General features: G+C 34.8%; 18 protein-coding genes. 6 read left to right on the top strand and 12 right to left on the bottom strand.

All coding sequences use genetic code 11. The features are described 5' to 3' along the window. Positions 1 to 5 precede the first annotated feature (5 nt). The 3 genes from FOL89_RS13520 to FOL89_RS13530 all read right to left on the bottom strand — a co-directional run bounded on the left by FOL89_RS13520 (position 6) and on the right by FOL89_RS13530 (position 2,822). Positions 6 to 431, bottom strand: a complete 426-nt coding sequence (locus tag FOL89_RS13520; protein ID WP_144283332.1) for a deoxycytidylate deaminase — start codon at positions 429 to 431, stop codon at positions 6 to 8. Between the two features lie 32 nt (positions 432 to 463). Then, positions 464 to 1,231 (bottom strand): enoyl-CoA hydratase-related protein, encoded by a 768-nt coding sequence (locus FOL89_RS13525; protein WP_144283333.1) that lies wholly within the window; start codon positions 1,229 to 1,231, stop codon positions 464 to 466. A gap of 103 nt (positions 1,232 to 1,334) precedes the next feature. Further along, positions 1,335 to 2,822 (bottom strand): catalase, encoded by a 1,488-nt coding sequence (locus FOL89_RS13530; RefSeq protein WP_144283334.1) that lies wholly within the window; start codon positions 2,820 to 2,822, stop codon positions 1,335 to 1,337. 106 nt (positions 2,823 to 2,928) lie between these two features. Here FOL89_RS13530 and FOL89_RS13535 point away from each other — a divergent pair, with 106 nt between their 5' ends. The 5 genes from FOL89_RS13535 to FOL89_RS13555 all read left to right on the top strand — a co-directional run bounded on the left by FOL89_RS13535 (position 2,929) and on the right by FOL89_RS13555 (position 7,708). Continuing rightward, complete coding sequence (locus FOL89_RS13535; protein ID WP_144283335.1) at positions 2,929 to 3,879, top strand: LysR substrate-binding domain-containing protein; 951 nt, start codon at positions 2,929 to 2,931, stop codon at positions 3,877 to 3,879. A gap of 221 nt (positions 3,880 to 4,100) precedes the next feature. Continuing rightward, positions 4,101 to 5,381: a methionine adenosyltransferase gene (metK, locus tag FOL89_RS13540; RefSeq protein ID WP_144283336.1), complete on the top strand. Its 1,281-nt coding sequence runs from the start codon at positions 4,101 to 4,103 to the stop codon at positions 5,379 to 5,381. A gap of 162 nt (positions 5,382 to 5,543) precedes the next feature. Next, complete coding sequence (locus FOL89_RS13545) at positions 5,544 to 6,032, top strand: hypothetical protein (protein ID WP_144283337.1); 489 nt, start codon at positions 5,544 to 5,546, stop codon at positions 6,030 to 6,032. A 190-nt stretch (positions 6,033 to 6,222) separates the two neighbouring features. Next, complete coding sequence (locus tag FOL89_RS13550; RefSeq protein ID WP_144283338.1) at positions 6,223 to 6,810, top strand: RNA polymerase sigma factor; 588 nt, start codon at positions 6,223 to 6,225, stop codon at positions 6,808 to 6,810. 202 nt (positions 6,811 to 7,012) lie between these two features. Next, positions 7,013 to 7,708, top strand: a complete 696-nt coding sequence (locus FOL89_RS13555; RefSeq protein WP_144283339.1) for a YjjG family noncanonical pyrimidine nucleotidase — start codon at positions 7,013 to 7,015, stop codon at positions 7,706 to 7,708. Between the two features lie 69 nt (positions 7,709 to 7,777). On the opposite strand, the gene trpS is transcribed toward FOL89_RS13555, so the two are convergent. From trpS to FOL89_RS13595, 8 genes are all read right to left on the bottom strand, one after another. Further along, positions 7,778 to 8,746 carry a tryptophan--tRNA ligase gene (trpS, locus tag FOL89_RS13560; RefSeq protein WP_144283340.1) on the bottom strand — a complete coding sequence of 323 codons (969 nt, stop codon included), beginning with the start codon at positions 8,744 to 8,746 and terminating at the stop codon, positions 7,778 to 7,780. A 127-nt stretch (positions 8,747 to 8,873) separates the two neighbouring features. Beyond that, entirely contained in the window at positions 8,874 to 10,535 is a 1,662-nt protein-coding gene (locus FOL89_RS13565; RefSeq protein ID WP_144283341.1) for a C45 family autoproteolytic acyltransferase/hydolase, read from the bottom strand. Beyond that, the gene (locus tag FOL89_RS13570; RefSeq protein ID WP_144283342.1) at positions 10,535 to 12,064 is read right to left on the bottom strand and encodes a phytoene desaturase family protein; all 1,530 of its coding nucleotides are present in this window, start codon (positions 12,062 to 12,064) and stop codon (positions 10,535 to 10,537) included. The genes FOL89_RS13565 and FOL89_RS13570 overlap by 1 nt, the downstream gene beginning before the upstream one ends. Before the next feature lie 381 nt (positions 12,065 to 12,445). After that, positions 12,446 to 13,330 (bottom strand): LpxL/LpxP family acyltransferase, encoded by an 885-nt coding sequence (locus FOL89_RS13575; protein WP_144283343.1) that lies wholly within the window; start codon positions 13,328 to 13,330, stop codon positions 12,446 to 12,448. 70 nt (positions 13,331 to 13,400) lie between these two features. Continuing rightward, the gene (locus FOL89_RS13580; protein ID WP_144283344.1) at positions 13,401 to 13,652 is read right to left on the bottom strand and encodes an acyl carrier protein; all 252 of its coding nucleotides are present in this window, start codon (positions 13,650 to 13,652) and stop codon (positions 13,401 to 13,403) included. Positions 13,653 to 13,656: 4 nt separating this feature from the next. Next, positions 13,657 to 14,877: a beta-ketoacyl-[acyl-carrier-protein] synthase family protein gene (locus tag FOL89_RS13585; protein ID WP_144283345.1), complete on the bottom strand. Its 1,221-nt coding sequence runs from the start codon at positions 14,875 to 14,877 to the stop codon at positions 13,657 to 13,659. Positions 14,878 to 14,957: 80 nt separating this feature from the next. Next, positions 14,958 to 15,689, bottom strand: a complete 732-nt coding sequence (fabG, locus tag FOL89_RS13590) for a 3-oxoacyl-ACP reductase FabG (protein WP_144283346.1) — start codon at positions 15,687 to 15,689, stop codon at positions 14,958 to 14,960. Between the two features lie 42 nt (positions 15,690 to 15,731). Beyond that, positions 15,732 to 17,252, bottom strand: a complete 1,521-nt coding sequence (locus FOL89_RS13595) for an HAL/PAL/TAL family ammonia-lyase (RefSeq protein WP_144283347.1) — start codon at positions 17,250 to 17,252, stop codon at positions 15,732 to 15,734. A gap of 97 nt (positions 17,253 to 17,349) precedes the next feature. Here FOL89_RS13595 and FOL89_RS13600 point away from each other — a divergent pair, with 97 nt between their 5' ends. After that, positions 17,350 to 18,594 carry an NAD(P)/FAD-dependent oxidoreductase gene (locus tag FOL89_RS13600; protein ID WP_144283348.1) on the top strand — a complete coding sequence of 415 codons (1,245 nt, stop codon included), beginning with the start codon at positions 17,350 to 17,352 and terminating at the stop codon, positions 18,592 to 18,594. A 25-nt stretch (positions 18,595 to 18,619) separates the two neighbouring features. Here FOL89_RS13600 and FOL89_RS13605 read toward each other — a convergent pair whose 3' ends face one another. After that, positions 18,620 to 19,912 (bottom strand): phenylacetate--CoA ligase family protein, encoded by a 1,293-nt coding sequence (locus FOL89_RS13605; RefSeq protein ID WP_144283349.1) that lies wholly within the window; start codon positions 19,910 to 19,912, stop codon positions 18,620 to 18,622. Positions 19,913 to 20,063 lie beyond the last annotated feature (151 nt).

Genomic DNA, 20,063 nt, shown 5'->3' on the forward strand with positions numbered 1-20,063 from the left:
ATTATTTATAATTCATTTTCTGACACTTGTATTATTTCAATATGGTGGCTTTTTAAAAAATCTATGCCTTCGTTATCTGAATAGGCATTGATATAGACGACTCTCGAAATTCCTGCCTGCAAAATCAGCTTACTGCATTCTTTGCATGGAGACAATGTTAAATAAAGCGTTGCTCCTCTTGCAGATTGTGTAGAGCCTGCTAATTTCAGAATTGCATTTGCCTCTGCGTGAAGAACGTACCAATGGGTTTTACCATTTTCATCTTCGCAGCAATTTTCAGATCCTGATGGTGTACCATTATAACCATCCGAAATAATCATCCTATCTTTTACGATAAGCGCTCCTACCTGTTTTCTTTCACAGTAGGAAAGTTTTGCCCATTCCTGAGCCATTTTCAGATAAGCTTTATCAAACTTACTATACATCTGCATCGGTGTTTACGAAATAATCTGCGTTTGTATAATCAAAAGTTCGGCTTTCTTTTTTCAAGAAATGCAGAAACCCCTTCTTTTTTGTCGTCCATATCAAAAAGTTCTCCAAAAGATTTAATTTCAGTTTCAAAACCTTGATCAGTGTCTGACAAGTTGGTTGCCTTGATTGCTTTAGCAATTGCCATTGGTGAGTTTTTTGCAATCATGGCAGCTAATTCTTTCGTTTTCCCAAGAAGCTCTTCAACAGAAAAAACTTCGTTTACTAAGCCAATTTCTTTTGCCTTTTGGGCAGAAATCATTTTTGCCGAAAAAATCATTTCATTTGCAATACCTTTCCCCACAAGCTTAGGCAGTCTTTGAGTTCCTCCGTAACCTGGAATTAATCCTAAGGTTACTTCAGGCAACCCTAATTTAGCATTTTCTGATGCATATCGTATATGGCAAGACATTGCAAGTTCCAAACCACCTCCTAGCGCAAATCCGTTTACGGCAGCAATTACAGGTTTATTCAAGTTTTCGATTTTATCAAAAAGACTATTTTGACCAGTTCTTGCTAATTCCTCCGCTTTTGCTTGATTAAAGTTACTAAATTCTTTTATATCTGCACCTGCAACAAAAGATTTTTCTCCACTTCCTGTTAAAATAACGACTCTTACCTCATGATCATCCTGTAATTCATCCAATGCAGTACTGATTTCACTGATAGTTAGAGCGTTCAAAGCATTGAGGCTTTCAGGTCTGTTGATGGTAATTACAGCGGTTTTTTCTTCCTTGTTGATGAGAATATTTTCGTAACTCATTATATACTTTAATCTAAAATAAACTGCAAATTAAAAAAAAATTATAAATAAAAAGGAAAAAATATACATTTTTTCCTTTTATAAGCATTTATTATTTAACTATTTACTTCGAATGATTCATCATATTTGAGTCTATATTTATATTTAAACCCATCGCAACCTTCATTCCCAGCTCTATATTTGCTCTGAAAAAATGGCAAAGCTGGCGATTGATGATTTCATCTCTTTTGGGTCCGTCAATTCCTTTCATACTTCCGATAATATTATTAACCAGATTTTCTCTATCCTGCTGATTCATCGCTTTTGTGTAAAGAAGCCCAGGCTGAGTATAATGATCATCATCATTCTCATTTCTGCTGAAATTAGCCACCTGATTGCTGTCTAATTCATATTCAAAATTCTTGTACGCCGGATCAGGTTTCGTGTCATCAAAACTGTTCGGATAATAGTTCGGCTTATCCTGATAATGACTTGAGTCTGCCATAAAACCATCTCTCTGATAATTGTTAATTTCAAAAGGACACCTGTTAACTTCAAGATAATGTGCATTGACTCCTACTCTATACCGATGGGCATCCGGATAAGAAAACAATCTTCCCTGAAGCATTTTATCCGGGGAAAAACTGATTCCGTTAATTAAGTGACTTGGTGAAAAAACAGACTGTTCAACATGAGCAAAATAATTTACAGGGATCTCATTCAGTTGCATCTCTCCAACTTCGATTAAAGGAAAATCACTTTGAAACCAAACTTTAGTAATATCAAATGGATTCCAGCGAAATTCTTTTGCCTGCTCCTCCGTCATTACCTGGATGTACATTGTCCACTTTGGGAAATCACCATTTTCAATAGCATTACAAAGATCTTCCTGAGCAAAATCAGGATTTTCACCTGCCATTTTCACCGCTTCAGGATCTGTAAAATTTTTAATTCCCTGTTTTGTTTTAAAATGAAACTTAACCCAAACTCTTTCATTTGCATCATTAATCATTGAAAATGTGTGAGATCCGAAGCCATGCATATGTCTGTAACCGTGAGGCGTGCCTCTGTCTGACATCAATATCAAAACCTGATGAAGCGATTCCGGATTATGGCTCCAGAAATCCCACATCATGGTTGCACTTTTTAAATTGGTTTTGGGCACACGCTTTTGAGTATGAATAAAGTCAGGAAATTTTTTTGCGTCTTTTATAAAAAATACAGGCGTATTATTCCCAACCAAATCCCAGTTTCCGTCTTCTGTGTAAAACTTGAGAGCAAACCCTCTTGGATCTCTCGCTGTGTCAGCACTGCCTTTTTCCCCGCCAACCGTAGAAAACCTGGCAAACATTCTGCATGAATTTCCCACTTTTGAAAATAATTTTGCTTTGGTGTACTTTGAAATATCATGAGTCACAGTAAAAGTACCATAAGCACCTGTTCCTTTTGCGTGTACAACTCTTTCAGGAATCCTTTCCCTTACAAAATGAGCCAAATTTTCCTGTAAGATAAAATCCTGCAACAAAATCGGTCCCCTTGCTCCTACTGTCTGAGAATCCTGATGCTCATAATATGGAGCTCCATTGCTCGCTGTAAGTTTTTTATTATCCATATATTATGATTTGAGTTTATTTATACTTTAAACTTTCAAATTTACTTGAATTTTTAATTGCTTCTGCCAAAAACGTCATATCTTTGTCATAGATAATATTAATCAAATGAACATTCAGCAATTGGAATATCTTATCGCCGTAGATAAGTACAAACATTTCGGAAAAGCGGCTCAGGCTTGTTTTATTACCCAGCCAACTTTGAGCGCAATGATACAAAAGTTTGAAGACGAACTGGATGTCAAAGTTTTTGACAGAACTACCCACCCTATCCGGACAACAGATGTAGGTGTGCAAATTATAGACCAAGCAAAAGTAATTATAGAGTCTGTAAATGAGCTGAAAAACAAAGCCAACCTTCTTAATAATATTTTAGGTGGAACCATTAACCTCGGAATTATTCCGACAGTCTCATCTTTTATTCTACCTACTGAAATTTTTCATTTTCTGAAGGATAATCCAAAGATTCAGATGAATGTAAAAGAAATGACTACGGATAACATTATCAAAGCTTTGAAAACCGGTGAATTAGACGCAGGAATTATCTCTACACCTTATGACAATGCCTCTGAGTTTTATCATGATTTCCTGTTCAATGAAGAATTGATGATTTACAGTTCTGAAACTGAAGATAATAAAAAAAATACATTCATCGTCCCCGATGAGCTTAATGTAGAAAAAGTTTGGCTTTTGGAGGAAGGAAATTGTCTCAGAAATCAGTTTGAAAATATCTGTCACCTGAAAGAGAATACGCTTAAACCTAAGAATCTTGATTTTTTAGCTTCAAATATTCAGACATTAATATACATGGTTGATAAAGTGGGAGGAATAAGTATTTTACCAGAACTTGCTCTCAACCAGCTTTCAGAAGAGCAGAAAAACAAGGTTTTCCGATTTAAAAAACCGTTTCCTTACAGAGAAATCAGCATCATTTATTATAAGCCTACATTTAAACAAAAAATTATTGATGAACTAGGAGCTTTCATTAAAGCATCATTAAATTCCAAACTTAATTTTAATCAAAACCCAAAGGAGTTTGTAAGCATCAAACCACAATAAAAATGATTTAAATCATTAATTTAAAGAAATTTATAATAATCCTCCAAAACTTTTGAGTATTAAAAAAATAGTACTTAAATTTGCGTTCGATTATTAACGAGGAAAAATTTGACCTGATTGCAACCTCTCTAAAAAAATGCTAAAACAGTAATTCTTTTTAGCTATTTACGGGCAATTATTCACTTTTTTCTTCACATATTAATAAAAATACAAAGAATAATATGTCTTATTTATTTACATCTGAATCAGTTTCAGAAGGACATCCTGATAAAATTGCCGATCAGATTTCCGATGCGTTAATTGACAACTTTTTAGCATACGACAAAACGTCTAAAGTAGCTTGTGAAACACTCGTTACAACAGGACAGGTTGTGTTGGCAGGTGAAGTAAAATCTGATGCCTATCTTGATGTGCAGACCATTGCGAGAGAAGTAATCAACGGAATTGGTTACACAAAAGGTGAATATATGTTTAATGGCGACTCTTGCGGAGTTATTTCTGCCATTCACGAGCAATCTCCGGACATTAACCAGGGAGTTGACAGAACGGTAAATGATGAATCTTTTGAAGCTAAAGCAAATGCTCAGGGAGCAGGAGATCAGGGAATGATGTTTGGCTATGCAACCAACGAAACGGCCAATTATATGCCTTTGGCTTTAGATTTAGCTCACACTATTCTTAAAGAACTTTCAGCAATCAGAAGAGAGAATTCTGAGATTACTTATCTTCGTCCTGATGCAAAATCTCAGGTTACTATTGAGTATTCTGATGATCACAGACCGATACGAATTGATTCTATTGTGGTTTCTACTCAACACGATGATTTTGGATCTGAGGAAGAAATGCTGACCAAAATAAGAGAAGACATCAAGAATATATTGATTCCCAGAGTAGTAGCTTTACAGACTGAAGAGATTAAAGCCTTATTTAATGACCAGATCAAATATCACATCAATCCTACAGGAAAATTCGTAATTGGAGGACCTCACGGAGATACAGGTCTTACAGGAAGAAAAATCATTGTAGATACTTACGGTGGTAAAGGTGCTCACGGTGGTGGTGCTTTCTCCGGGAAAGACCCTTCAAAAGTAGACAGAAGTGCAGCGTATGCTACAAGACACATTGCTAAAAATCTTGTTGCTGCAGGTGTTGCTGACGAAGTCTTGGTACAGGTTTCTTACGCAATTGGTGTTGCTGAACCTTGCGGTTTGTATATCAATACTTACGGGACATCTAAAGTTGGTTTAAATGATGGTGAAATTGCAAAAAAAGTTTCAACCATTTTTGATTTGAGACCGTATGCTATTGAGCAAAACTTAAAATTAAGAAACCCTATTTATCAGGAAACTGCTTCTTACGGACACATGGGAAGAGAACATTATATCGCTGATAAAACTTTCAATAAGGGACAAAAAAACGAATTAACTCTTGAAGGTCTTGAATTCTTCACATGGGAGAAACTAGACAAAGTAGAGGAAATAAAATCTGCTTTCGGAATTTAATTCAGGTTTTCGGTATAGAAACTGCTTTAACATGGAAATGCTAAAGCAGTTTTTTTTATTTTTACATCTGAATAGTTCGGTATAAAATCGCAATCATCGCATTTAAAGACAGACGGAGATCAGCGAAAACATACTGCATATAAAACAAATAAATATCTACACATGAAAATACAGTCTGCCATTTTTATCTTATTTTTCTCTTTGGCAAGCGTTGCAATACAAGCACAATATACTGTTCACAAAATGGTAAATGTTGGCTATGTATACCAAAATCAAAGTTTTGGAGAATTAGGCGGTAAGCTTTTATTTCTAAAAAACGATGATGTCATCTACAGATTAGGCGCATCTGCACTAATGGGTTCTGCAAACTCAGATTTTGCGATCATGCCTAAAGTACAGGCAGATGTAATGCTTAATTTTGAAAGAAATGTAGACTTTTATCATTCTTATTACTTCGTAGCTGGCGTAGAAGGCACGAATAAATATGTCGCTCCAAAAATCGGAGTTACCCTTTTTGGGCTTTTAGATCTTACGGGAGGATACGCTTTTCCGATTGGCGATAAAGGTTTGAATGGAAAAGAATTAAAAGGTCTGAATATCAATTTCACATTAAATATCCCTACCACATTCTTACATGATATGCTAAAGTAATTTTTTTTGAAAAAAATTAGTAAATATTTAATATTTATTTAATACTTATTAAAATTTTATTATATTTACAGCATAATTTAATGCTTATAGAATACACTCTACTCTAAAATCCGTTTTACGGCAAACCCAAATTAGCTTGATATTTGAATCAGGAAAAGGTTTGTACTATAATAAATTTTTGAGAAGAGTTATGAAATCTACAGACAGTCAACTAATATCCTTGTATCAAAAAGGAAATGAAGAAGCATTATCAACCCTTATACACAGACATCAAAGAGAACTTTTTACGTTTATTTTATACAAAATAAACCATCAGGACCTGGCAAATGATATTTTTCAGGATACATTTATGAAAATTATTGTGATGCTGAAGGAAGGGCGTTACAACGAGGAAGGAAAATTTATTCTTTGGGCCAAAAGGATCGCTCAAAACCTGATCATTGATTATTTCCGCGCCAAAGCAAAAAACACAAAAATATCTGAAACGACTTTTGAGAATGATGAGTTTTCTATATTTGATCTGATCAAAGAGCCATCTGAGAATATTGAGGACCATTTGGTAACCAGACAAATCCATGAAGATTTGCTAAAGATGCTTCATTATCTGCCAGAAAATCAGCAAGAGGTGATAAAACTCAGGTTTTTTGACGGTTTGAGCTTTAAAGAAATTGCAGAACACACTGATATGAGCATTAATACTACATTGGGAAGAGTACGCTACGCTCTTATTAATCTGAGAAAAATAATGGATGAAAATAATATTATCCTAACAAGATAATATTTTGGTACAATTTTCGTTTTTAAAGAAACTACAATTTTCGCCTATGAAAAATAACGATTCTTTAAAATTGAAAAGCTTGAAACCAAAAAAACAAACTATTGATTTTCTTCTGAGTTTCTCAAAAAATCTACAAGTCGTGAAGGTAAAAAATAAAAATTTTCACCTGACAAAAAATTAAAAATATATAAATTTGTGCTGTATGAAAATTCAGCACATTTTTTTTGACCTCGACAATACACTCTGGGATCACCGCAGAAATGCATATCTTACCATCAAAGACCTTTTTGACAAAGAAGAAATCACTTTAAAATACAATATAGATTTTGAAGAATTTCATTCTGCTTATCATGAGATTAACGAAAGACTTTGGGAGCAGATCAGAGACGGAGAAATAGATAAAGAATATTTAAGAAAACACCGTTTCTATGACACATTCTATCGTTTTGAAGTTGATGACCCGGAATTATCAATGTATTTTGAGGAGCATTTTTTAGATAAAATCTTAAATCATAACTATCTTGTAGAAGGTGCAGCATATATTTTAGATTATTTAAAAGATAAAAATTACACGCTTCATGTGATCTCCAATGGTTTTCAGGAAGTTACCGAAAGAAAATGCATCCTTTCCGGAATTGATCATTATTTCAAATCAATTACTAGCGCAGATTCTGTAGGCGTAAGAAAGCCTCATCCTGCTATTTTTGAATATTCTTTAGGACTTGCAGAGGCAGAAAAGGAAGAAAGCATACTGATTGGTGATGACTGGATTGCAGATATTATCGGAGCCAAGCAATTCGGAATAGACGTAATTTTCTATGATGCATTAAATGACAATCCACAAGCGGAAAATCTTAAAGTAATAAAACATCTTTTACAGATAAAGGAATATTTATAAGCATTTAAACATTTCGGCGGCACCAAAGGTGCCGCCGAAATTTATTGTTTTGATGAAGATTCAGAATAATTACAATCCCAAACTCTCCCTTACTCTTTTCATCGTTTCTGTAGCAATCACTCTCGTTTTGGATGCACCTTCCTGAAGTTTTGCTTCCAGTTCATTAAGATTGTTCATATAATAAGAAAACAATTCTCTCTCTTTTTCAAATCTTGTTAGAATCAAATCTAAAAGCTCTTTTTTAGCATGACCATAACCAAAATTTCCAGCTAAATATTTTGCTCTTAATTCTTCAGTTTGTTCTGGAGCTGCAATCAGTTCGTAAATTGCAAAAGTTTTATCCGTTGATGGATCTTTTGGTTCTTCTAAAGATTTAGAATCACTTTCAATACCCATTACCTGTTTTTTTAATTCTTTTTCAGGTAAGAAAATATTGATGATATTCCCTCTGGATTTAGACATTTTATTTCCATCAGTTCCGGGAACATATTTGGTGTTTTCCTGCAGTTCAGATTGTGGAAGTACAAAAACTTCTCCCATCTGGTTATTAAACCTTGAAGCCACATCACGCGCGATCTCCAAATGTTGCAGCTGATCTTTTCCTACCGGAACAATTTCTGCGTCGTACAGCAATATATCTGCAGCCATCAAAATCGGATAGGTAAATAGTCCTGCATTAACGTCCTGCAAACGGTCTGCCTTATCTTTGAACGAATGTGCCAATGTGAGTCTCTGATACGGAAAAAAACATGATAAATGCCAAGAAAGTTCACAGGTTTCAGGAATATCGCTTTGTCTGTAAAAATAAGTTTTTTCGGTATCTAATCCACAAGCAAGCCAAGCCGCAGCAATCTCGTAGGTGTTTTGTTTCAGTTCATCAGCGTTTTTGATCTGCGTTAAAGAATGCAGATTGGCAATGAATAAAAAAGATTCGTTTCCTGATTGTTTTGAAAGCTCAATCGCAGGAATAATTGCACCTAAAAGGTTTCCCAAATGCGGTGTTCCGGTGGCTTGAATGCCGGTAAGAATTCTTGACATTTTTTAATTTTTAAATTAACAAAGTGCAAATTTAATTATTTCTCCGGCAGATTAGCAGCATTGATAGGAAGATTTTAGTCTGAACTAAAAGCTTATTTAAATTTTATGAATGTTTATAAATAAAAACCTATTTTGATTTTCTTTCGGATTTCTTTAAAAATTTCAGAATTTTTTCCTTTTCAGGTAAAGTTGTAATTTCTTTTGTTAGTGCCTTTTCAAATTCAATTTTTGCCCTTTGGTAATTTTTAAATTTGTAATAGTATTTTCCTGCTAAAAAATAGCCAGACCAAAGATCCGGATTTAGAGCCTGAAATTTTGCTGTGAAATTATCACCCAAAATTATATTATCTTTTTTAATAGCATCAAGAATTTCGGACTGCATTAGTTTATAAACCTCATAATTTTCAAATTCCTGAGAATTCACAAAGGGATCTTCGGGAATATTCATTTCAGATTTTGCAAATTTCCCGTTCTTTAATCTTTTATCGGAAAATATTTCATTCAGGTCATAACATACAAATTCTCCGAGCTGATACGGATTGGAAGAAACCCAAACAAGCTTCTTCTCAGGCGAAAAAATCACCGCATGATGAGCTAAAAGCTGATTGATTGCTTTCTCGTTTCCAAGGCCAATAGATTGATGTTTCAAACCCGATTTATCCCTTAAAATTGAAGCCATTTTTTCAGGATTTAGCTTTTTGTTTTGCTCTAAAAGTTCCCGAAGCTTTTTGTAACGGTATTCCGAATGACTTTCTTTTTGATGTTTTTGATTTCTTTTATCGTTCTGATAAGCTTCTGACTGAAAATGATTGGTACAGATAACCGCATCAGAATTTGCAACATCATAAACACCGAATTTTTTAGGTGAAACTTCAATAATGACTGCTTTTTTGTCTGCTGCACTTCCTACCAAAATAGATTCCGAAACAAAAACTTTTCTTTTCCGGGCAATTTTGATCGCTTCATCAATTGTTTTAGCATATTGTAAAATTTCTCTTGCCACCAAAGAAATAGGTGTTTTTGCAGTTAGCGGAATCGTAGATTTCCCCGCATTAATGGTTACTGTAACACCTTCTTTATTCATTCCCGAAACCACTCCGATCATTCCGGGCCAACTTACAGAAAGATAAGGAATTCCGTTTTCGGGCTCAACAAATTGTATCAATTTATTTTTGGCAAAATCATCACCTGCATAAAAGTCAAAATTTCTCCCAATGAGCAGATCTCCGTCTTCTGTATTATTATCCCAGACTGCGAGAGAACTGCATCCTACCATCATCAAATCCTGCATTGCATGACCAATATCGTGAGCTCCGTGCAAATACAAAGCTCGTTGAAACTTTGGAGCAATAAAATCGTATTGATCTGATGAATATTGTGATAAACCATACAATTCCGCCTGAAAATCTTCTCTGATATTCAAATACATTTTACGGTTGTACCATTTCAGAAAGCCACGTAAGAGATTTTGCTTCAATTTAGACGGAACAATATCTTCTACTTTTGAAAAAAAAATCTTCTCTTGTGTCTGCATTAAATCTTTAGTTAAAGCTCCGTTACTATACCCTAACTGCAAAGGGTTTCCTTTGATATACAATTCCCAAAGCTGCTGCTTATTTTTTGTTAAATAATTTTGATTAAAACTAAAGGTAGAATCATTTAACTTATCAACTTTCGGAATTTCAAGAGAATATGACTGTATATCTGGAAGATGTTTTATAGATTTCCGAACACCGCAGGATATAAGGTTTAAAGCCAGAAATAAATAGAGCAGAAATTTATTTTTCATTAATTTGTTTTATTTAAAACTTCATTGAGCCGTTCATCAATTATTTCTTTTCCTAAAATTTCTGCACAAGTATTGAATGCTCCGATAGTGCATCCCAATATCCCATGCATATTAACTGATTGTCCGGTAAGGAACAAATTATCAATTTTTGTTCGGGGAGAAACCATTGTTTTCAAAGGATTTTCAGAGGCTTTTGCATAACCATACATATTCCCCTCAAAACTACCAATGTAATCGCGGTAAGAAAGCGGAGAAGACGTATAAATATTCTTAATGAAAGCCCGTAGATTCGGAAACTTTTTTTCCAGAGCATCAATCATTTTTTCGGCTTTTTCAAGCTTAAACTTTTCATATAATTCTCCTCTTTCATGTTTATCTGCAATGGTATTGAATGTATCTTCCCATTTACGCACTTCTTCAAAATCCATATAAGAAATTGCCGTTAAACTTTCGGCAAATTCCAAGTTGTTGTTTGATGGAGTTGACGACAACATATAGGTTTGTGGCCAATTGTCTTTGGTATATTTAAAGGCATTCCAAACCATATTTTCTGAAGCGTAATGATATATATTGTAGTTAAAATTCAGGATTTTTTCCGGTTTCAGAACAAGATAGACACTGAAGCATGAGGAAACAGGTTCCCAACTCAAAACACGATTAATAAATGACTTTTTCAGCTGTTTTACACCAATCATTTTGATTGTGGAGCGGATTTCAATGTTTGATATAAATTTATTGGCATAAAACTCTTTCCCTTCTTTGGTTTTAGCTGCGATCAGAGCTTCATCCGAATTAAAAATAAATTCTGAAACTTCTGTCCGTTTATAAACTTCTGCTCCGTATTCACGCAGTTTTCTGACGAGCAGTTTTGAAATCTGACTTCCGCCTTTTGTACATTTATAAGCACTTTGAATGTAAGAGTTAACCGTTAATGCATGAACGTAAAACGGAATATTTTCGGAATCTCCTGCGTACAAAAAATTAGATCCCAATAAAACAGACTGTAATTTTTTGTTTGGTGTAATGGATTCTATAAACCTTCGGGTATTGAGATGTAAAATTTCTTCGTTATAATTCTCTTTTCCGACTACATTATACCTTGGGAAATTGCTGCAGACCCTCTGAAGTTCCTCGCAATAATTTTCTAAACTCTCTTTTTCTTCCGGAAAATATTTTGATAACTGTTTGACAAAATTTTCATAACCCTGAGCGTGAGGAAATTCTGTTGCATCATTCCCAAAAGTGATTTTATCATACCCATCAACATTCATTTTCTGAAGCTGAAGATCCTGCATAATTTCCAGATAAGAGAAAAAATCGTGAAGGTTCTGCCCTTGCGAAAGTCCGCCCAGGTAATGAACTCCGGTATCAAAAATGAGTTTATCTCTTGAAAATGTCTGTAGATTTCCGCCATATTGGTTATTTTTCTCCAGAACACAGACTTTCAGGCCTTCTTTTGCTAAAATAAGAGCTGAAACAAGACCGCCAATTCCGCTTCCGATTACCAATATGTCGTAGTGTTTTTTCAAGTTTTGATGATCGTTTTTAATTGCAAAAGGTACAAAAGTTTAGTAAAATATTCAGAATAAAATATTTAGAAAAACCTCGTGGTGTAATGTTGTTTTTGAGGTTAAAATACAAAGATTTTTCAGAGGTGCGTATTTTAAGCCGTCAACTTATTAAAGGTCACAAAACTTATTTTAAATGATAATAGATATTGTAAATTCACATCATCCTCGCCAAGGTTTTGAACCTTGACAAGGATTTTAACGATGACCTGTTTTTCTATTTTGGGTAAAGTTGATAAATAGCTGAATAATGCAGCCCGGCTTGAGTGGAGCTCTTTTTGTGAGGAGGAACGACGAGCAAAAAAGCGGGAACGGAAGGCGGATTAAGCTGCCCCAAATAAATTACCTTACCTCATCCCAAAAATCAAAATAATTGAACCATTGAAGTGGATATTTCTGAATCATCAATTCAAGATTTTGTGTATAAGAACTCAAGAGCCCCTGTGTATCACGTTTTCTGATGTTTTGTGCTTTTCTTGCATATAAATGATAATGAAGTTTCTTTTCTTTCATCACATATACGTAGACAACCGGAACACTCAATCTGGAGGCTATAAGGAATGGTCCTGCAGGAAATTTTGCATTTTTACCTAAAAGATCTGCTTCTAAATACTTAGAACCTTCGAAATAACGGTCTCCGGTAAAACAGATGAGTTCGTTTTTGGACAACGCTTCATTGATCTCAAAAATATGCGACATATCTTCTTTGATGTAAATGAATTTGATGCTGCTTTTATGTACAGAAACGCTTTCAAGATATTCCTTAATCACCGTAATTTCCTGATCTGTTGTAACTAAATTGATCTGACAGTCAAAGTCAATATCTGCAAAAAAATGTTCTGCTACTTCAAAATTTCCGATATGTGCACTGATAAGAACGCCTCCTTTTTTTTCCGCTAAAAGCTGGCGCAGCGTATCAATTCCGTCAAATTCATAAGTGTATTTTTGGCGCAGTCCTGCAGAAATTGCAGTTTTATCAATAAGTGTCTGTCCGAAAGTAAAATAGCTTTTGAATAGCGAAAGTTTTGTTTTCCAATAGCTGTAATGAAGTCTTTTGCGAAAGTAATAGGTATAATATCTGTTGCTTTTTTTTTCAAATAAAAAATAATAGAAAGCAACGAAATAAAGAACAAAATATGAACTTCTGATCCCGACATTTTTAATGCACCAGACGAAAATTTGGTATCCTAAAATTGTACCTTTAGACTTACCTTTCCACTTGTTCATAAAAGTTTAATTTACTAATGTAACAGTGTAACAATTAAATTCATTGACACATTGCCCAACAGGCAAATTGTTACATTTTAGAATTGATTTTGTTTTCTATTGTTGAATAGAAATCATCGAAAGTGACAATGTTTTTGAAATCTGTTTCACCTAATTTCACCCCAAATTTAGATTCGATAACAACAACCAAATCTATATAATCTAAACTGTCTAAACCCAAAGTTTTTTTAAAATGAGCATCATCGCTGATTTCATCGCCCTCGACTTCAAATTCATTAATTAAAAAATCATTAGCAATATCAACAATTTTTTCTCTTTCCATTTCTTTACTCAAATTTTTTAACAATTAATGCGGAGTTTGTGCCTCCGAATCCAAAAGAATTTGACAAAAATACGTCAATTTTTTGACTTTTTGTCTCAGCGATAAGATTTATCTTTTGAGCATCATTATCAGGATTTTTCAAATTGATATTGGGTGCAATAAAATCGTTTTGCATCATCAGAACCGAATAAATCACTTCACTTGCTCCTGCCATCCAGCATTCGTGACCCGTCATTGATTTTGTAGAACTTACAGGAACCTTGTTTCCAAAAATTTCGTAAATAGCCTTTGCTTCGTTGGCATCGCCAATTGGTGTTGAAGTAGCATGAGCATTGATATAATGGATATCTTTTGCTTCTAAACCAGATTGTCTCAAAGCTCTGTTCATTGCCAAAGCAGGTCCGTCAACATTGGGAGTAGAAATATGTCCTCCGTTTGATGAAAAGCCGTATCCTACAATCTCAGCGATGATATTGGCTCCTCTCTTTTTTGCAGATTCCAGACTTTCAACGACTAAAGTTGCTGCTCCGCCACTCGGAATCAAACCATCTCTTTCAGAATCAAAAGGTCTGGATGCTTTTGCCGGCTCATCTTCTCTTACAGAAAAAACGCCCAATCCGTCAAAACTTGCCATCGAATATTTATTGGTTTCCTGCGCTCCGCCACAAATAATCATATCCTGAAAACCATTTTTAATCATCATAAAAGCCAGTCCTAAAGAATGAGAACCGCTTGCACAGGCTGCACTGATGGTTAAATTAATTCCTCGTAATTTGAAAATTGTGGAGAGATTCATGGTTACGGTAGAATTCATTGATTTGAAAATCGCTCCCGAACCTATAAGTGTAGTATCTTTTTTCTCTCTTGCGATGTCTATAGATTCTACAACTGCCTGAGAAACACTGTCATTTCCGTATAAAATTCCGACTTCGTTATTATCTAAAAAGTCTTGATCAATATTTGCCTGCTGTAGCGCATCAAGAGTCGCAATATAAGCATATTCGCTTTCTTCACCCATGCTTATGCGCTGTCTTCTTCCTAAAAGATTTTTTAAATCGGGTTTCGGAACGATCCCTGTAAGACCAGATCTGAAACCAAATTCTTTTCTGTCTTTATCTAAAACAATACCGGATTTTCCTTGATAGAGAGATTCTTTCACCTCTTCTAAAGAAGTTCCGATGCAGGAATAAATTCCCATTCCGGTAATGACAACTCTATTTTCCATCTTTAAAAATTTAACAATGTATCAATCTAACAATGTAAAAATCATTGGTAAACTGATACATTGGTATATTGTTACATTAATTAAGAATAAATTCCTCCGTTAATATTGATGACTTCGCCTGTGATGTAAGAAGACTTTTTAGAAGCTAAAAATGCGACCAAATCTGCCACTTCTTCTGCTTCACCAAATCGATTGACAGGAATCATTGCTTTTAATTCGTCCTCATTAAATTCCTGTGTCATATCTGTTTTAATAAATCCGGGTGCAACTGCATTTACCGTAATATTTCTTTTGGCAACTTCCTGAGCTAAAGCTTTTGTCACTCCTACTAAAGCTCCTTTTGCTGCAGAATAATTGGTTTGACCAGCTGTACCTTTTACTCCGGAAACAGAAACCATATTGATGATTCTGCCATATTTATTGCGTAGCATTTTCTGAATGAAGAAATTCGTCACATTATAAAAACCGTTTAAGCTGATGTTAATGACCGAATTCCAGTCTTCACTAGGCATCCACATGAACAAGCCATCTCTTGTAATTCCTGCATTGTTGACAATCACCTCAACAACAGATTTCGGATTATTTTCCTGCCATTCTGTTAAAACTTTCTGAGTTTCTTCGGCATTTCCTACATCAAATTTCAAAATTTCTCCGGTAGATCCCAATCCCTCCACTTTAGCCAAAGTTTCTTTAGCCGCAGCTTCGTTTAAAGTGTAATTGATTAAAATATGATAGTTCTTTTCTTCAGCCAGTTTTATACAGATTGCTCTTCCAATTCCTCTGGAACCTCCTGTTACAATTGCACATTTCATCGTTACTTTTTTTATGATAAGACATTTTTGAAGTCTTAATTGTTACGTTGTCTTTAAATATTTTTTCACCTTTTCCAAATACGGATACATCACCATATCATCTGAAAATACAGGAATGATTTCTCGAATATGATCATAAAGTTCCTTTGTAGAAGATGAAATTTTATCCTGATACTCAAGAAACTCAATCGCCTGAACAACGGTAATAGCTTCAATTGCCAACACCTCAAAAGCATTCTCAATGACTTTTCTGCAAATAACCGCAGCATTGGTTCCCATGCTTACAATATCCTGATTATCATTATTATTAGGTATACTGTGAACATACATCGGGTTTGACAACATCTGGCTTTCTGCCGTTGTAGAAGTTGCCGTAAACTGCACTCCCTGCATCCCGAAATTGAATCCTAATTTACCTAGATTAACAAAAGGAGGCAAAATTTCATTGATTTTAGAATTCAGAAGATAATTTAATTGTCTTTCCGCTAACATCGTCAGTTTTGTCACCACAATTTTCAGCTTGTCCATTTCTAAAGAAACATAATCTCCGTGAAAGTTTCCGCCGTGGTAAACATGCTGGTTTTCAACATCTATAATCGGATTGTCATTTGCTGAATTGATCTCGTTTTCCAATACTTTTTCTGTATATTCCAAAGTATCTAAAACAGGTCCTAAAATCTGCGGCACACAACGAATTGAATAATATTCCTGTACTTTTTCTTTAAAAACTTTTTCCTGCTCTTCAAAGTGGGTGTATAAATGATCGGCTCTTTTTCTTACCAGTTGACTGTCGGATAAGTGCGTTCTCATTTTTTCAGCAATTTTTTGCTGTCCCGAATGTAATTTTGTCTGGTTCAATACTTCCGACAAATGATCGTCATACGCCAGAACAATCTCGTTGATCGCACAGGAAAGCTTTAGGGAAATATCAACTAACTGATTGGCTTTATAGGCATTAACCACACCTATTCCCGACATCACAGAAGTTCCGTTCATTAAACCTAAACCTTCACGAATCTCAACTTTAACTGGCGTTAAACCCTCGGTTGCAAAAACTTCTTTCGTAGATCTTCTTTCACCTTGATAAAAAACTTCGCCTTCACCAATTAAAACCAATGCTAAATGTGCCAACTGAACCAAATCTCCGCTCGCTCCTACTCCGCCGTGTTCAAAAATCAACGGGGTAATATCTCTGTTAATTAATTCTTTAAGTAAATTAACAACCGAAACATGAATTCCTGAATTCCCTCTTGAAAGCGTATTCATTCTTGCCAACATACAGGCTTTCACTTCATCTGCAGGCAAAGGATTTCCAATACCCGAAGAGTGGCTTCTGATTAAATTATATTGAAGTTGATGCGTATCTTCATCACTGATCTTAAATTGAGCCATCGGTCCAAAACCTGTATTGACTCCATAGATTACTTTATTTTTTGAAAATTCTTTCAGAAACTCAAAACTTTCTTTTACCCGATACAAAAGCTCATCATCCAATTCAATTTTTTCATTTTCCACAATGATTCTTTGAAAATCCCTGAGCTTTAAAAAGTTATTTATTTTCATTCAGTAAAGTAATAATGTATAATTTTGTGAATCTAAAATTAATTGTAATTAATTTTGCGGCAAAGATAGAAGTTATTTATAAAATAAAAAATTGGAGATGAGCAAAGAATTTTTTGATGTTCTTGTCATAGGAGCAGGTCCTTCAGGATGTGTCTCTTCTTCGTACTTGAAGAACAACAACATCAATGTGAAAGTGGTTGAAAAAGCCAAATTCCCCAGATTGGTTGTTGGCGAAAGCTTAATCCCAAGAGTGATGGATCATTTTGAAGAAGCAGGCTTATTTCAGGCTTTGGATAAAATTGGTTTTGAGAAAAAACTCGGCGCAAGATTTCTGAGAGGAAATGAAGTTTGTATTTTTGATTTCAGCAATAAATTTGGTGAAGGCTGGGACTGGACATGGCAGGTTCCCAGAGCTGATTTTGATCAGGTTTTAGCTCAGGAAGTCCTTAATAAAGGAATTGATCTCGAATTTGAAACAGAAGTAATCGGAATTGAGTTTAACGGAAGCGATTCTGTCACCACTGTAAAGAATAAAAACGGAGAAACCAAAGAAATTCACGCTAAGTTTGTGATAGATTCCAGTGGTTACGGAAGAGTTTTACCAAGGCTTCTGGATTTGGAAAAACCTTCGAAACTTTCTCCGCACTCTGCAATTTTTTCCCATTTACAAGATATTCACAGAGAACAAGGCACAGAAGGAACTTTAATTTCTTTTGATATTATTGAAACTGAAGTCTGGCTTTGGGTAATCCCTTTTTCTAATGGCAATACAAGTGTCGGAATTGTAGGACCAACTGAGTATATTGATAAATTATCTGAAAATGGTGATACCGAAGAAGCTTTGAGAAAAGCAATTTCTCTTTCCGAATATTATGTGAAACGTTTTGGAGATGTGGAGTTTTTATTTGAACCAAAACATTTGAAAGATTATTCCTGTTCGGTTAAAAAATTATACGGAGACGGATTTGCTTTGACGGGAAATGCGTCAGAATTTCTTGATCCTGTTTTCTCATCAGGGATGGCATTCGCAACAGAATCCGGAATGCTGGCTGCAAAATTAGCTTTAAGACAGCTAAACGGTGAAAAAATTGATTGGCAGAAAGAATATTCGGATTACATTTTATATGGTGTGAATGTTTTCACTACATATGTGAAAGAATGGTACACCGGAAATCTTCAGGAGTTGTTTTTCCATCAGCCGGAAAATCCGGATGTGAAAAGAAAAATCTGCGCAGTTTTAGCCGGTTACGTCTGGGACAAGAAAAATACTTTCGTGAGGATACACGATTCTGCAGTCAAAAATCTTGCAGAATTTATTAAAGCTGAAAAACAAAAAATATAAAAGACTGAAGTTCCAGACCTTATATTTATCTTAAATCTATGAAATTAATAGGTTTTCTGCTGTTTGGGTTAAAAACAGTTTTAGACAAAACATCAAAATCAACTACTTCAATTTTTGGGCTTACTCTTAATTTTGCCCTGAAATGATCCCTTATTTCGCTTACAAAATTATCCTTGCTGATTTCCGTGCTTAATTTGATCATGATTTCATCTAACCCAATTTCATTGGACTGAATAACAATTTGGTAACATAAAATCCCATCAAAATCATTCAGAATATCACTCATGGCAGGCGGGTATAAAGTCGTTCCTTTATATTTGATCATCTGCTGTTTCCTGCCGATAACCGGACCCAATCTCATTGTATTTCTGCCGCATTGGCATGGCTCATAATGAGCTTTTACAAGATCTCCGGTTTTAAATCTCAATAAAGGTAAAGCTTCCACACCTAAGGTCGTAATCGTTAATTCTCCGCTCTCACCGTCTTTTACAGGTTTTTCATTCTCGTCAAGAATTTCGGTAATAATTAATTCCGGATGTTGATGTCCGCCATTTTGAAATATACACTCCGTAAAAGCGGTACTCATCTCTGTTGACGCATAGGTAGAAAACAGCTGAATATCCCATTTTTCTTTGATTTTCTGAGAAAGAATATTATCTGTAAAATCCTGATTTTTGAGACTTTCACCTATGCAAACCGCAGCTGTTACACTTGAGTTTTGATAATTGATCCCGTGTTTTTCTGCGTAGTCAATCATTTTTAATAAAAACGACGGAACGGTTATCAAATATTTTGGTCTATATCTAAAAATAGAATCCCATTGAAGCTCGGGAATTCCAGGTCCCATTCTGACAACACTTGCTCCCATTTTTCTTAAACCTAAAAAATACGCAAGACCGGCCATGAATCTTTTATCAATCGTGGTAATCATCTGTACAACGTCACCTTTTTTGATTCCTGCACAGGCAAAAGAAATCGCTTCATTGTAAGCCAACCGCTCAAGATCCTGATCAGAAAGACCAAAAGTCACCGGATCACCCAAAGTTCCGGAAGTTGTGCTGTAATCGACGATTTTATCCTGCGGAATACAAAAAAAATCATCATTGTATTGCTGAAGGTCATTCTTTGTGGTAGTTGGAATTTTCTGTAAATCTTCCAGTTTCTGAATTTCAGAAATCTGAATGTCATTTTCTATGAACAATCTTTGATAAAAAGGCGAATGTTTTTCAAGATACTGTAAAAGCTCCTGAAGTTTTTCTTCCTGAAAAACTTTTATTTCCTGAATGGTAGATTTCTCAATGAGTGGGAAGAGTTCCAATAGTTTAAATTTAGATAACAAATTTATTCAAATTAAAAGTTAGAAGCCAAATGACAGAAAAATTTTATCCCACAAAAATATCATTTCATTCATTAAAAATTAAAACTAAAACAGGAGCTGTTTTAAGCAGTTATGATTCACTTCAAAAAAT

The organism is Chryseobacterium echinoideorum (assembly GCF_007474535.1).
Classification (GTDB): domain Bacteria; phylum Bacteroidota; class Bacteroidia; order Flavobacteriales; family Weeksellaceae; genus Chryseobacterium; species Chryseobacterium echinoideorum.

Excerpts from the sequence above, each read along its gene's own strand:
- FOL89_RS13520 (WP_144283332.1), bottom strand. The coding sequence starts at position 431 with ATGCAGATGTATAGTAAGTTTGATAAAGCTTATCTGAAAATGGCTCAG.
- FOL89_RS13525 (WP_144283333.1), bottom strand. The coding sequence starts at position 1,231 with ATGAGTTACGAAAATATTCTCATCAACAAGGAAGAAAAAACCGCTGTA.
- FOL89_RS13530 (WP_144283334.1), bottom strand. The coding sequence starts at position 2,822 with ATGGATAATAAAAAACTTACAGCGAGCAATGGAGCTCCATATTATGAG.
- FOL89_RS13535 (WP_144283335.1), top strand. The coding sequence starts at position 2,929 with ATGAACATTCAGCAATTGGAATATCTTATCGCCGTAGATAAGTACAAA.
- metK (WP_144283336.1), top strand. The coding sequence starts at position 4,101 with ATGTCTTATTTATTTACATCTGAATCAGTTTCAGAAGGACATCCTGAT.
- FOL89_RS13545 (WP_144283337.1), top strand. The coding sequence starts at position 5,544 with ATGAAAATACAGTCTGCCATTTTTATCTTATTTTTCTCTTTGGCAAGC.
- FOL89_RS13550 (WP_144283338.1), top strand. The coding sequence starts at position 6,223 with ATGAAATCTACAGACAGTCAACTAATATCCTTGTATCAAAAAGGAAAT.
- FOL89_RS13555 (WP_144283339.1), top strand. The coding sequence starts at position 7,013 with ATGAAAATTCAGCACATTTTTTTTGACCTCGACAATACACTCTGGGAT.
- trpS (WP_144283340.1), bottom strand. The coding sequence starts at position 8,746 with ATGTCAAGAATTCTTACCGGCATTCAAGCCACCGGAACACCGCATTTG.
- FOL89_RS13565 (WP_144283341.1), bottom strand. The coding sequence starts at position 10,535 with ATGAAAAATAAATTTCTGCTCTATTTATTTCTGGCTTTAAACCTTATA.
- FOL89_RS13575 (WP_144283343.1), bottom strand. The coding sequence starts at position 13,330 with ATGAACAAGTGGAAAGGTAAGTCTAAAGGTACAATTTTAGGATACCAA.
- FOL89_RS13580 (WP_144283344.1), bottom strand. The coding sequence starts at position 13,652 with ATGGAAAGAGAAAAAATTGTTGATATTGCTAATGATTTTTTAATTAAT.
- FOL89_RS13585 (WP_144283345.1), bottom strand. The coding sequence starts at position 14,877 with ATGGAAAATAGAGTTGTCATTACCGGAATGGGAATTTATTCCTGCATC.
- fabG (WP_144283346.1), bottom strand. The coding sequence starts at position 15,689 with ATGAAATGTGCAATTGTAACAGGAGGTTCCAGAGGAATTGGAAGAGCA.
- FOL89_RS13595 (WP_144283347.1), bottom strand. The coding sequence starts at position 17,252 with ATGAAAATAAATAACTTTTTAAAGCTCAGGGATTTTCAAAGAATCATT.
- FOL89_RS13600 (WP_144283348.1), top strand. The coding sequence starts at position 17,350 with ATGAGCAAAGAATTTTTTGATGTTCTTGTCATAGGAGCAGGTCCTTCA.